This is a genomic window from Streptomyces sp. NPDC093600 (assembly GCF_044764755.1).
GTDB lineage: Bacteria > Actinomycetota > Actinomycetes > Streptomycetales > Streptomycetaceae > Streptomyces.
Window position 1 is genome coordinate 63,223 of sequence record NZ_JBIWIU010000019.1, and the last position, 12,281, is coordinate 75,503.

Genomic DNA, 12,281 nt, shown 5'->3' on the forward strand with positions numbered 1-12,281 from the left:
AGGCGGCCCCGTACGCCCACCCGTCGCCCACCACCACCCTCAACGGAGCGCCAAGCGCACCCCGCGACTCTCCCTCGCCCACCGGCCGCCCCGGGCGGACCCGCGGCGCCCCCTACCTCTTCCTCCTCCCGGCCGCCGTCCTCTTCCTGCTCTTCTTCGCCCTGCCCATCGGGTACGCGATCTGGCTCAGCTTCCACAAGATCGAGGTCAAGGGGCTCGGCCTGGGCAAGGGAGCCAGGAGCGAGGTCTGGGCCGGCCTGGAGAACTACACCGCCGCCCTCACCGACCCCGAACTCGGCGCGAGCGCCCTGCGCATCCTCGGCTACGGCGCGATCGTCGTGCCCGTCATGCTCGGCCTCGCCCTGCTGTTCGCCCTGCTCCTCGACACCGACCGGGTACGGGCCCGCTCCTTCTCCAGGCTCGCGATCTTCCTGCCCTACGCCATCCCCGGCGTGATCGCCGCCCTCCTGTGGGGCTTCCTGTACCTGCCGGACGTGAGCCCGTTCTTCCATCTGCTCGACGCCCTCGGGCTGCCGCGGCCGGACCTGATGGACGGCGGGCCGCTCTACGGCGCCATGGCGAACATCGCGGTCTGGGGCGGCACCGGCTTCAACATGATCGTGATCTACACCTCGCTGCGGTCCATCCCCGCCGAGGTCCACGAGGCCGCCAGGCTCGACGGCTGCTCGCAGCTCCAGATCGCCCTGCGCATCAAGATCCCGATGGTGGCCCCCTCACTGGTCCTGACGTTCTTCTTCTCGATCATCGCCACGCTCCAGGTCTTCAACGAGCCCACCACGCTCAGGCCCCTCACCAACGGCATCCCCACCACCTGGAGCCCGCTGATGAAGGTCTTCACCGACGCCTTCGTCGGCGGCAACATCCACGCCGCCTCGGCCACCGCCGTGGTCCTCGCCGTGGCGACCTTCCTGCTGTCCTTCGCCCTCCTCCGGGCCGCCAACCGCCGTACGAAGCAAGGAGCAAGCCGATGAGCGGGCTCGCCGCCCCGCCGCAGCCGGGCAAGGAGGCCACGGCCACCGGCCGTAACCCCGGCGCCGCCCCCGGCGTCTCCCCGGGCCCGGCGCGCCCGCGCCGCGTCGCCCTGCTGCCGACCGCCGCACTGATCCTTGGTGCGCTCTACTGCCTGCTGCCCGTCGCCTGGGTCCTGGTGGCCTCCACCAAGTCCGGCGCCGACCTCTTCTCCACCTCCACCTTCCTGCCGGGCGACGGCTTCGGCGACAACCTCGCCGACCTGAGCGCGTACCGCGACGGCATCTACTGGCGCTGGATGGGCAACTCCCTGTTCTACGCGGGCCTGGGCGCCGTGCTCTCCACGATCGTGTCGGCGCTCGCCGGCTACGCCCTCGCGGTGTACCGCTTCCCCGGCCGCGAGGCATTCTTCAACGTGATCCTCACCGGCGTGCTCATGCCCCCGGTGATCCTGGCCATCCCGCAGTACCTGCTGCTGGCACAGGCCGACATGACGGACAACCGCCTCTCCGTCCTGCTGCCGCTGATCCTCTCCCCGTACGGCGTCTACCTCGGTCGGATCTACGCCGAGGCGGCCATCCCCATGGAGCTGGTCGAGGCCGGCCGGATGGACGGCGCGGGGGAGTGGCGGATCTTCCTGCGGATCGCCGCCCCGATGATGTCCCCCGGCCTGGTGACGATCTTCCTCTTCCAGTTCGTGGCCATCTGGAACAACTTCCTCCTGCCCTTCATCATGCTCGGCGACGACGAGAAGTTCCCCATGACCGTGGGCCTGTTCACCCTGCTCAAGCAGGGCGCAGGCCAGCCCTCGCTCTACACCCTGGTGATCACCGGCGCGCTCCTCGCGATCGTGCCCCTCATCGCCTTGTTCCTGGTCATCCAACGCTTCTGGAGCCTCGACCTGTTGTCGGGCGCCGTAAAGTCCTGACAGCAGGGAACGAGGGGAAAAGACATGAGCACAGCAGCGAGCAGGCGTCGCCCCGTGACGATCCACGACGTGGCGCGCGAGGCCGGCGTCTCGCGCGGGACCGTCTCCCGCGTCCTCAACGGCGGTCACTACGTCAGCCCCACGGCGAAGGCGGCTGTCGACGCCGCGATCCGAAGGACGGGATACGTCGTCAACCGGCACGCCCGCTCGCTGATCACCGGCAAGTCCGACTCGGTCGCCTTCCTCCTGACCGAGCCCCAGGAGCGGTTCTTCGAGGACCCCAACTTCAACGTGCTGCTGCGGGCCTGCACCCAGGCGCTCGCCGCCCGGGACATCCCGCTGCTGCTGATGATCGCGGGCACCGAGGACGAACGGCGGCGGAATCTGCGCTACATCGAGGCCGGACACGTCGACGGAGTGCTCCTGGTCTCCAGCCACTCCGGCGACCCCGTGGTGGCCCGGCTGCACGAGGCGGGCGTGCCGGTGGTCGCCTGCGGCAAGCCGCTGGGCCAGACCGCGAAGGTCGGCTACGTCGCCGCCGACGACCGCGACGGAGCGCGGGACATGGTGCGCCACCTCCACGGCTCCGGGCGCCGCCGGATCGCCACCGTCGCCGGCCCGCCCGACACCCCCGGCGGCGTCGAGCGGCTCGCCGGCTACCGCGAGACACTGGCCGAATGCGGACTGCCCGTCGACGAGAACCTGATCGTGACCGGCGACTACAGCCGCGCGAGCGGCGAGGCGGCCGGCGCCCTGCTCCTCGAACGCGCACCGGACGTCGACGCGGTGTTCGTGGCGTCCGACCTGATGGCCCAGGGCGTCCTCGACGCCCTGGCCCGGGCCGGACGGCGGGTCCCCGACGACGTCGCCGTGGGCGGCTTCGACGACTCGCCGGCCGCGCTGTCGTCCCGTCCGCCGCTCACGACGATCCGTCAGCCGTGGGACCGGATCAGCACCGAGATGGTACGGATGCTGCTCGCCCGGATCGGCGGCGAGGAACCGGCCGCGGTCATCCTCCCCACGGAACTGGTGCGCCGCGAATCGGCCTGACCGCTCGCACCTCCCCCAAGTGGCGTAAAGCGAACCTGGACACCCCTACCGGCCGGTCCTACTCTCTAGTCACTTCGCACGGCAGCGCCGCACCACCCCCACCCCCCACGCACGTGCGCACCACCCGCACACCTCCGCACCTCCTCGCACCCCCCACCATCGATCTACCGTCCGAGGAGATCCCCATGTCCATCGCCACGTCACGCACGCGCCCCCTTTTCGCGGCGGCGACCGGTCTCGCGACCGCCGCGGCCCTCGCTCTCGTCGGCGCCACCACCGCCAACGCCGGGGAGGGGTCGGCTTCCTCGACCACCGTGTCCCCGGCCGGGCACTCGTTCGCCGCCGAGCTGACCGGCAAGGCCACCTTCACGGCTGGATCGACCACCATGACCTGCACGGTCTCCGCCTCGACGCCGACGACCGGGGCCAACAACACGATCCCGGCCGCGCCCGGCAACCACAACGCGGCGGGCCCGGTCGGCGCCACCATCAACCCGCCGACCTTCAGCGGCTGCACCACCAACATCAGCGGTGTGAACGTGACCGTCACCAGCAACTCCACCAACGGCGCCTGGTCGCTCTCCGCCCAGCACGGCATCCCCGTCTCCGCCGCGCTGACCATGCCGAAGGGCGGGGTCGTGCTCAGGACCAGCGGCCTGGCCAGCTGCACCATCACCGCCGCGCCGGGCGGACCCACCGCCGTCGGCGGAACCTGGACCAACGGCGCGCCCTCCGCACTGGCGATCGCCGACGCCCCCGTCCCGGCCACCGTGACCGGCGGCTTCTTCTGCCCCACGGGCAATCAGTCGGCCACCTTCACCGCCACCTACCGGATCACCGACACCACGGACCCGAGCCGGCAGATCACGGTGACGAGCTGACCCCGCCCCGCCGCACGACCGCATGACGGCCTGATGGCATGACCGCTCGACGGGGACCGGCCCCGGCGCATCTCGTGCGCCGGGGCCGGTTCATGGCCGGTGGCCGGCCCGGGGGCGGGGGTGCGGCCCGGGCCGGCTGGTGGCCCAGGGGCGAGGGTGCCGCCTGAGCCGGTGACCCGGCAGCGAGGGTGCTGCGTGGGCCGCCGAGGCCCGAGGCGGCGAGGGTGCCGCCCGGGGCCCATCGCGGGACCAGATGACAGGGGGATGCCGTTCTGGTGTGCCCGCTACGGCTGGTGCCGAGGACGCTACGTCATGGCGATTGTCGACACCGGCCGCGGTCCCCCAGAGTCTCGTCCCTCGGGGGGTGGGATTTCCAGGGAGCGGCGATGCAGATAATTGCTCCGTCCAGCCACCGCCGCAGCGCGGCGACCACGTGTGCCGCGTGGACCGCTGCCGCCGGTGTCCGAACGAGCGAAGGTGTGTCCCCGTGAAAGTCGCAACCGCCCGCCCGCCGTTGAAGCAACTCCTCGTCGAGCGCCGGGCGGCGATCGATCCGGTCTCCGCGGGCTTCCCGCCACGGACGGCCGGGCCCGGGCGACGCGCGGCGGGACTCTCCCAGGAGCAGATGGACGAACTGCTGAAACGCGCTCCCGGCACCTACAACCGGTTCGAGAACGGCCAACTGGCCAACCCCAGCAGCGACTTCCTCCGGGCGGTCGCCAAGGCGCTCCGGCTCAACGAGCAGGAGTGGACCTTCCTCTGGCGGCTGGCCCGCCGCGAGAACCCGCCCTTCACCCTGCACCGGGACTCGGGCATGTCCGTGCCCGGGGTCTGGCAACGGGTCGTCGACCAGATCACCGGCGCCCTCGCCTACATCAACGACGCCGAGTGGAACGTCCTCGCCCACAACCAGGAGTACCGCCACCTCTTCCCCGGCAGCCGGCCGCCCGCCAACACCATGCGCTGGATGCTGCTCGACCCCCTCGCCCGCGCCGAGGTCCTCATCGACTGGGACACCCGCTGGGCCCCCCTCGTCATGCCCCAGCTGCGCCACGCCGTGGAGATGCGGCCCCACAACACCGCCCTCGCCCGGCTGGAGGCCGAGGTGCTGCGGGACCCGGTCGCCGGCCCCCTCTACCGGGAGACCGCCAGCGCCCCCGTCCCGTACCCGGACGGATCCGAGCGGCCGATCAACCACGCCGTCCACGGCCCCGGTTGGGTCACCACCTGCGTCTCCGAGCCCGTCACCTCGCCCGGCGCCCGCGTCATGCTCCTGCTCTACACCCCCGGCGCGTCCCTCACCGAACGCCACCCCGTGCTCACCGCGCCGCTGCGGTCCTGAACCGCTCCTCCGTCCGCGCATCCCGCCGCGCCCGCCGGCGAGCCCGCACCCTCGCCCACGTGCCCGTACGCCTGCCCGTCCTCCAGGGAGTCGACCGTGACCTACCTCGCCCGTCCCGCCATCGCCCTGCCCGAACACGTCGTCAGCACCGACGAGTTGTGCGACGACATCCGCCGCGCCCACCCCGATCTGCCACGCCTGGAGTCGTATCTGCGGATGGCCCGCGCGACGACCGTCAAGACCCGGCACTTCACCCGCCCCCTGTCCGCACCCACCGTCTCGGGCACCGCGCCGATCGAGGAACGCAACCGCGCCGCCTATGAGGACGCCCTCCGACTCGCCATCGCCTCCGGCCGCCAGGCCCTGGCCCACGCCGGTCTGGAGCCGGAGGACATCGACTGCGTCGTCACCAGCCACACCACCTCCTGGACCGTGCCCTCCCTGGACATCCACCTCCTCCACGAACTGGGCCTCAGACCCGGCATACGCAGGGTCCCGATGGGGACCCTGGGCTGCGCGGGCGGGGCGCAGGCGCTGGTCCACGCCCATCGGGACATCACCGCCCACCCCGGGGCCAACGTCCTCGTCGTCGTGGCCGAGTGCCTGTCCACCGCCACGTACAACCACGCGGACACGAGCCGCGAGTCGATGATCTACAAGACCCTGTTCGGTGACGGCTCCGGGGCCGTCGTCGCCACCGGTACACCCCGCTGGTCGGGGCCGGGCGTCCGTCTGGACGACGCTCTCGAGTACGTCCTGCCCGACAGCATCGACCGCTACCAGGGCCGCCTCTCCGCGGCGGGACTCGCCTTCGACTCCACCACCGCCGCCACCCGCGCCCTGAACGACTGCCTGCCCGAGATCACCACGTGGCTCGACGGACGCCCGCTCGACTTCGCCGTCGTACACCCCGGCGGGCCCCGGATCCTGACCGACGCCGCCCACGGTCTCGGTCTGGATCCCGACCCGGCCACCGGCGACCTGACACACTCCTGGGCCTCCCTCGCCGAAGTCGGAAACCTCGGCGGCTCGGCCGTCCTCGACGTCCTGGCCCGCACGTTCGACGCCCCGCCCGCGCACGGCGCCGAGGGCATCCTGATCGGCTTCGGCCCCGGCTTCACGGCCGCCGCCGTGCACGGACGGTTTCTCAGGGAGTGAGGTGCGGCAGGAGCCGGTCCGGGGTCAGGGGCAGATCCCGCAGCCGCACACCCACCGCGTGATGGACCGCGTTCGCCAGGGCGGCGGCCGTGCCCACGATGCCGATCTCACCGATGCCCTTGCTCCCCATCGGGTTGAGATGGGGATCGTGCTCCTCGATCCAGTGCGCCTCGATCGCGGGCACGTCCGCACACGAGGGGACGTGGTACGACGCCAGATCACGCTCCGTGAAGTCCCCGAAGACCTCGTCCATGCCGCTGCCCTCGGTCAGGGCCATGCCGATCCCCATCGTCATCCCGCCGATGAACTGGGAGCGCGCCGTACGGGGGTTGAGGATGCGCCCGGCGGCGTACACACCGAGGAGACGGCGTACGCGGACCTCGCCGGTCACGGTGTCGACCTGGACCTCCGCGAAGTGCGCGCCGAAGGCGTGGCGCGCGTAGGGCGACTCCCGGCCCGCCTCCTCCTCGGTGTCCGCCGAGGCGGAGACGCCCTCGGCCGGCAGCCCGCCCGGGTGCGCGCGGAGCTTCTCGGTGAGGGCGGTGCACGCCTTGTGCACGGACCAGCCCCAGGACGCGGTGCCCGAGGAGCCCCCGGCGAGCGGCGCGTCGGGCAGCGCGCTGCTGCCGAGGTCCACCCGGACCGACTCCGGGCCGGTGCCCAGCGCTTCGGCGGCGATCTGCGCGAGAACGGTGCGCGCGCCGGTGCCGATGTCGGTGGCGTTGAGCCGGACGGTGTACGTGCCGTCGGGAGCGGCGTGCGCGGTCGCGGTGGAGGGGCTGAGGAGGACGGGGTAGGTGGCCGAGGCCACTCCCGTACCGAGGAGCAGGTCCCCGTCCCGGCGCACGCCGGGTCGGGGATCGCGGTGCTCCCAGCCGAAGCGCCGCGCCCCCTCCCGGAGGCATTCGACGAGGTGCCGGCTGCTGAAGGGCCGTCCGCTGTCCGGTTCGGTCTCCGGTTCGTTGCGCAGGCGCAGCTCCACCGGGTCGACCCCGGTGGCGACCGCGAGTTCGTCCATCGCGGACTCCAGGGCGTACATCCCCGACGCCTCACCGGGAGCGCGCATCCACGAGGGGGACGGCACGTCGAGCGCCACCACCCGGTGGGCCGTGCGGCTTGCCGGCGAGGTGTACATGGTGCGAGCGGGGACGGCGGCCTGCTCGACGAACTCCTTGACCCTGGACGTCTGCGTGACGACCTCGTGGCCGAGCGCCGTGATGACACCGTCGGGGCCCGCCCCGATCCGTACGCGCTGCACGGTGGGGGCACGGTGGCCGACGACGGCGGCGAGATGGTGGCGGGGGAGCACCAGTTTGACCGGGCGACCGGTGCGGCGGGCGGCCATCGCGGCCAGCACCACCTGGGGGCGCGGCGTGCCCTTGGAGCCGAAACCCCCGCCGACGTGCTCGGACATGACGGTGACCGCCTCCTTCGGCAGGCCGAAGAGGCCCGCGAGGGTGTCCCGTACGGTGGTCGAGCCCTGACTCGAGTCGTGGACGGTCAGCCGGTCGCCGTCCCACCACGCGGTGGAGGCGTGCGGTTCCATCGGATGGTTGTGCAACGCCGGCATGGTGTACGTGGCGTCGACGCGGATCTCGGCGGAGGCGAAGGCCGCGTCGAAGTCGCCCCTTTCGCGTACGGCCGGAACGCCGTCGTCGGCGTCCTGCGGGGTGTAGAGGCGCGGATGGCCGGCGGTCAGCCGCACATCGTGCTCCTCGGTCTCGTACGTGACGCGCAGCGTCTGGGCGGCGGCGCGGGCGTTCTCCGGCGAGTCCGCCACGACGAGGGCGACGTACCAGCCGCGGTGGGGCACCCGGTCGTTCTGGAGCAGCGCGAGCGTGGGGTCGTCGGACGGGCCCAGGCGCGGCGCGTTCGTGTGCGTGAGGACGGTGAGGACGCCGGGCAGTGCCAGCGCCTCGTCGGCGTGGACGGCCGTGACCCGGCCGCGCGCGACCGTGGCGGGCACCGGCCACGCGTAGGCGCAGTCCGGCGGGGTGTGTTCGGCCGCGTAACGGGCCGCGCCCATGACCTTCTCCCGGGCTTCGCGGCGCGGCACGGCGCTGCCCGACGCCGTGGGGGCCCGGGGGGCTTCGGTGAGGGTCGGTGCGTCGGTCATGTGGGGGGCCGGCCTCCTTCGGCTCGGGACGCGAGGTCGCTCAGGACGCCGACCGCGAGGTTCCGGGCGAGCGTCACCTTGAAGGCGTTGTCGCGCAGCGGTTCGGCCGCGGCGAGTTCGGCGTCGGCCGCGCGCGCGAAGGTCCGCGCGGTGGCGGGCGCCCCGCGCAGCACGTCCTCGGCCGCACGGGCCCGCCACGGCCGGTGCGCGAGCCCTCCGAAGGCGAGCGACGCGTCAGCGACGACACCGTCCTCGACGCGCACCGCGGCGGCGACCGAGGCGAGGGCGAAGGCGTACGAGGCGCGGTCGCGGGCCTTGCGGTAACCGCTGGGCGCGGCCGCCGGGCGGGGCGGCAGGCTCACGGCGGTGATCAGCTCGCCCGGCCGCGCGACCGTGTCCAGATCGGGCCGGTCGCCGGGCAGGCGGTGGAAGTCCGTCACCGGGACCGTACGCTCGCCCCGCAGGTCACGCAGATGGACCACGGCGTCGAGGGCGGCCAGCGCGACGGCCATGTCCGAGGGGTGGGTGGCGACGCAGTGGGCGGAGTGCCCGAGGACCGCGAGATCGCGGTGGGCGCCCTCGCGCGCGGGACAGCCCGTGCCCGGCTCCCGCTTGTTGCAGGGCTTGGACGGGTCCTGGAAGTAGGGGCAGCGGGTGCGCTGGAGCAGGTTCCCGCCGGTCGTCGCCGTGTTGCGCAACTGCCCGGAGGCTCCCGAGAGCAGGGCCTGCGACAGGGCGGTGTAGCGGGTGCGGACGATCGGGTGGGCGGCCAGGTCGCTGTTGCGGACGGCCGCCCCGACGCGCAGACCGCCGTCGGGAGTCTCCTCGATGCGGTCCAGTGGAAGCCGGCTGACGTCGATGAGGAACTCCGGCGCGGCGACGCCGAGCTTCATCAGATCCACGAGATTGGTCCCGCCGCCCAGGAACTGGGCGCCGGGGTGGGCGGCGAACGCTTCGAGCGCCTCCTCGGCGGTCGAGGCGCGCAGATACGAGAAGGGCCTCACGGCGCCGAGGCCTCCTCGATCGCGTCGACGATGTTCGGGTAGGCGCCGCACCGGCAGAGGTTGCCGCTCATGCGCTCGCGGATCTCCCGGGCGTCGAGCGCGGCCGCGCCGTCGCCGGGGAGGCGGTCCACGCCGGGCGGGGTCACGTACGAGGGGTGTCCCGCGGCGGCTTCGCCCAGCATGCCGACGGCCGAGCAGATCTGTCCCGGTGTGCAGTAACCGCACTGCAGCGCGTCCCGGTCGACGAACGCCTCCTGCACGGGATGCAGCCGCTCGCCGTCGCTCAGGCCCTCCACCGTGGTGATCTCCGAGCCGTCGCAGGCCACGGCGAACAGCAGACAGCTGTTGGCGCGGCGGCCGTCGACGAGGACGGTGCAGGCGCCGCACTGTCCGTGGTCGCACCCCTTCTTCGCGCCGACCAGGTCCAGATGCTCGCGCAGGGCGTCCAGGAGCGTGGTGCGGTTGTCGAGCCGCAGCGTCCGCTCGGTCCCGTTGACGCGCAGGACGACGGCGGAGACCGCCTCCCGGGGGAGTCCTGCCTCAGGCATCGGCGGCCTCGACGCCGCGCGGCAACACGATCCCGTCCATGGCGCCCACCTCACCTTTCGTTCGCTTTCACGGCGTATTACCGAAATCTCTCTTCCCCCCCGGGCGCCGGTCGTATGTCAGTCGATCCGGATCGCCAGCAGACACGCGTCGTCCTCGTGGCCCGAGCGGACGTGGTCGGCGACCAGCTGGTCGATCGTCTGCTGCGGCGTCAGCCCCGCCGCCGCGCCCAGCGCCTTCCTGAGCCGTTCGATGCCGTCGCCGATGTCCTCGCCCCGCCGCTCCACCATGCCGTCCGTGTACAGCAGCAGCAGATCGCCCTTGAGCAGCTGGTACGCCGACGTCTCGTACGCGTACCCCGGCAACGCTCCGAGCAGCGGCCCGCGTTGCTCGGTGGTGAGCGTGAAGGCCTGGCCCTCCCGCCGCAGCAGCGGCGCGGGGTGCCCCGCGTCGGCCCAGTGCAGGACCCGGTCCCCGTCGATGTGGCCGGCGATCACCGTCGCCGTCTGGCCCGACGGGTCGCTGCACACCAGTTCGTTCAGCCACGTCATGATCTCCCCGGCAGGGGCCCCGGTCTGGGCGAGTCCCGCCAGCGCGTGGCGCTGCTGGGCCATGCGGGCCACCGCGTCGAGCCCGTGGCCGCAGGCGTCGCCCATCGCCACCAGCACCCGGCCGTCCGGGAGCAGACGGCACTTGTACCAGTCACCACCGACCGCCGAGTCCGGTTCGGACGGCTCGTACGCGGCGGCCACGGTGAGCCCCACGGCGGCCAGCTGCTCCGAGTGCGTCGGCAGCAGCGCCTCGCGCAGGGAGGCGGCGACACGGCGTTCCGCCTCCCCCTGCTGGCGCAGCCGCTCCGTCTCGCGTTCCGTCTCCGCCAGTCGGCGGCGGCTGCGCATCTGCGGGGTGAGGTCCCGGGCGACCAGATGCAGGGCCCAGGGCCTGCCGTCCGTACCCGCCACCGGCCGCCCGAGCAGGTCGAGCGTGCGCACCTCGCCGAGCACCAGGAACCGGATCCGCGTCCACGCCGGTTCCTCACCCGCGAGGACGGCCGTGATGAACTCGGCGAACGCCGTCGTGTCGGCGGGCAGCAGCGCGTCGCACAGCTCCGTCAGCGACCACGGCATGCGCAGTTCCGTACGGAAGATCCGGCTCAGCCCCTCCGACCAGGTCACCTGCCCCGACAGCAGGTCCCAGTGCCCCCACCCCATGGACGCGAGGTGCTGGGCGTCCAGGGTGAGCAGCTCGGCCTGGCTGCGGACCGGGCGCCAGGTGACGACCAGCTCGCCGCCGCAGGCCGCGGCGCAGTACAGCAGCTGGGCGCGGTGGAGCCGGCCCAGCCGTTCCTCCGTGTAGTCCACGACCAGGCCGTCCATGGGCCGCCCCGAGGTCAGGACGTCGGCGAGCGCCCCGAGCAGTCCGCTCGCGGCCGCGCCGGGCCGTGCCTCCATGAACCGCCGGCCCACCTGGTGGCCCGGCGCCTCCAGCCACTCGACCGACCGGATGTGGTTCCCGGCCCGGATGACGAAGTCGACGATCCCGCCGTGGTCGTCCCGCACGGGCGTGAGCAGCGCGGCGGACACCGGGATGGCGGGCAGAGCGGCGCAGACGCACGACCACGGGTCGTGGTCCTCCCCGATCAGGGCCGCGTTCCCGGTGTTCCCGGTCGCGTCGCCGGTGCCGCACAGGCAGGAGGTGGTGAGGGCGTCGTCGTGCTTACGAGGCAGGATCCCCTGACTCTGCAGGGGCGACGCGCGGTCCCGGGCCGTCGGCGGCGGCTGGCGCGCCTCGGTCTTGCGCCGTACGTCGGCACGGAGGGCGGCGATCTCGCGTCCGATCACCGCTTTGAGCTCGGACACGTCGTCGGGGAGGGGAACGTTCATGGCGCACCTCTGGCCGGTGGGGGGTGGTGCGGCGCCCGGGGGCGTCGCCGCCCCCGGGCCTCCGTGGAAGCGTGGGTCTGGTGCCGCGACCGCCCCCCGCGGACCGCAGTGTGGCCCGGCTCCCCGCGCCGGGACCCCGTAGGGCGCGGGGAGCCGGGACAGGCGCGGTGGTGCGATCAGCCGTGGCGCATGTCGTCCGGGTCGGCCGGCAGGGGGCCGGGGCCGGGCACCGGGCGGCCGGGGGCCGAGCCCTCGGAGCCCGACATGCCCTGGGTGGCGTCGCCGGGAGTGATGCGGCCGCGCCAGCCGCCGCTCTCGGTGCCGCGTTCCTCGATGAAGCCCTTGAACCGCTTCAGATCACCCTTGACCCGCCGGTCCAGCAC

10 protein-coding genes and 1 pseudogene are annotated in these 12,281 nt (G+C 73.1%); 6 read left to right on the forward strand and 5 right to left on the reverse strand.

The window, feature by feature from the left end:
- Nucleotides 1–146: 146 nt before the first annotated feature.
- The 6 genes from ACIRB4_RS30555 to ACIRB4_RS30580 all read left to right on the forward strand — a co-directional run bounded on the left by ACIRB4_RS30555 (nt 147) and on the right by ACIRB4_RS30580 (nt 6,349).
- Nucleotides 147–992 (forward strand): carbohydrate ABC transporter permease, encoded by an 846-nt coding sequence (locus ACIRB4_RS30555; protein WP_403295751.1) that lies wholly within the window; start codon nt 147–149, stop codon nt 990–992.
- Nucleotides 989–1,918, forward strand: a complete 930-nt coding sequence (locus ACIRB4_RS30560; RefSeq protein WP_403295733.1) for a carbohydrate ABC transporter permease — start codon at nt 989–991, stop codon at nt 1,916–1,918. Before ACIRB4_RS30555 ends, ACIRB4_RS30560 begins: the two co-directional genes overlap by 4 nt.
- Before the next feature lie 24 nt (nt 1,919–1,942).
- Nucleotides 1,943–2,968 carry a LacI family DNA-binding transcriptional regulator gene (locus tag ACIRB4_RS30565; RefSeq protein ID WP_403295734.1) on the forward strand — a complete coding sequence of 342 codons (1,026 nt, stop codon included), beginning with the start codon at nt 1,943–1,945 and terminating at the stop codon, nt 2,966–2,968.
- Nucleotides 2,969–3,153: 185 nt separating this feature from the next.
- On the forward strand, nt 3,154–3,849 hold the full coding sequence (locus ACIRB4_RS30570) for a hypothetical protein (protein WP_403295736.1): 696 nt from the start codon (nt 3,154–3,156) through the stop codon (nt 3,847–3,849).
- Nucleotides 3,850–4,336: 487 nt separating this feature from the next.
- Nucleotides 4,337–5,191, forward strand: coding sequence for a helix-turn-helix domain-containing protein (locus tag ACIRB4_RS30575; protein WP_403295737.1), 855 nt, complete (start codon nt 4,337–4,339; stop codon nt 5,189–5,191).
- 96 nt (nt 5,192–5,287) lie between these two features.
- Nucleotides 5,288–6,349: a type III polyketide synthase gene (locus tag ACIRB4_RS30580; RefSeq protein ID WP_403295738.1), complete on the forward strand. Its 1,062-nt coding sequence runs from the start codon at nt 5,288–5,290 to the stop codon at nt 6,347–6,349.
- Here the strand turns inward: ACIRB4_RS30580 and ACIRB4_RS30585 are convergent.
- From ACIRB4_RS30585 to ACIRB4_RS30605, 5 genes and pseudogenes are all read right to left on the reverse strand, one after another.
- On the reverse strand, nt 6,339–8,465 hold the full coding sequence (locus ACIRB4_RS30585; protein ID WP_403295740.1) for a xanthine dehydrogenase family protein molybdopterin-binding subunit: 2,127 nt from the start codon (nt 8,463–8,465) through the stop codon (nt 6,339–6,341). The genes ACIRB4_RS30580 and ACIRB4_RS30585 overlap by 11 nt on opposite strands.
- The gene (locus ACIRB4_RS30590) at nt 8,462–9,469 is read right to left on the reverse strand and encodes an FAD binding domain-containing protein (RefSeq protein ID WP_403295741.1); all 1,008 of its coding nucleotides are present in this window, start codon (nt 9,467–9,469) and stop codon (nt 8,462–8,464) included. The genes ACIRB4_RS30585 and ACIRB4_RS30590 overlap by 4 nt, the downstream gene beginning before the upstream one ends.
- A complete protein-coding gene (locus tag ACIRB4_RS30595; RefSeq protein ID WP_403295743.1) occupies nt 9,466–10,017 on the reverse strand; it encodes a 2Fe-2S iron-sulfur cluster-binding protein in 552 nt (183 codons plus the stop codon). The genes ACIRB4_RS30590 and ACIRB4_RS30595 overlap by 4 nt, the downstream gene beginning before the upstream one ends.
- 117 nt (nt 10,018–10,134) lie before the next feature.
- A complete protein-coding gene (locus tag ACIRB4_RS30600; protein WP_403295745.1) occupies nt 10,135–11,898 on the reverse strand; it encodes a PP2C family protein-serine/threonine phosphatase in 1,764 nt (587 codons plus the stop codon).
- A 176-nt stretch (nt 11,899–12,074) separates the two neighbouring features.
- A pseudogene (locus tag ACIRB4_RS30605) lies at nt 12,075–12,281 on the reverse strand (cyclase); the annotation flags it as partial.